The sequence below is a fragment of the Planktothrix serta PCC 8927 genome (assembly GCF_900010725.2).
GTDB lineage: Bacteria > Cyanobacteriota > Cyanobacteriia > Cyanobacteriales > Microcoleaceae > Planktothrix > Planktothrix serta.
In genome coordinates this window covers 1-391 of sequence record NZ_LR734908.1, presented here as the reverse complement: position 1 = coordinate 391, position 391 = coordinate 1, and the positions used below count along the sequence as shown (strand labels likewise).

Annotated in this window: 1 protein-coding gene; it reads left to right on the top strand. The window is 44.8% G+C overall.

Going from position 1 to position 391, the window contains the following annotated elements:
- On the top strand, positions 1–244 hold a 244-nt coding region (locus PL8927_RS28750), incomplete at its 5' end, for a hypothetical protein (RefSeq protein ID WP_231506170.1).
- Positions 245–391: the final 147 nt, after the last annotated feature.

The following is a 391-nucleotide window of genomic DNA, read 5'->3' as shown; positions in this document are numbered from 1 at the left end:
TCATATAAATCTCATGGGAGTGTGGAAACTCAGCGTCTTCAGACCTGAGAGGAAACACGACTCAGGGGAATTTATTCCCCGTGAATATTGGATTGGGAACCGACAAAAATTTTTGTATTTGCCGATTCCCGGTTTTTTTGGGATTTCTCCCACTCCTATTGCTAGGGTAATGTTAGCTTCGCCAATGTTATCGGTCGGTAACTATCTCGGTCATCACTGTCTTACCCCTCGTAAAACTGTTTAACTTTTAAGTTCCAGAGCAACGGACTAGCTTCGCATCCATTGGTGGGTCTTTAACACTTGCCGATAACGTAGTCAATTAAGACTTAGGCTGGTCAACTATCCAAAGTTAGAGGCATGAAGCCCCGTCTCTTTAGAGCGGGGTGCTGAC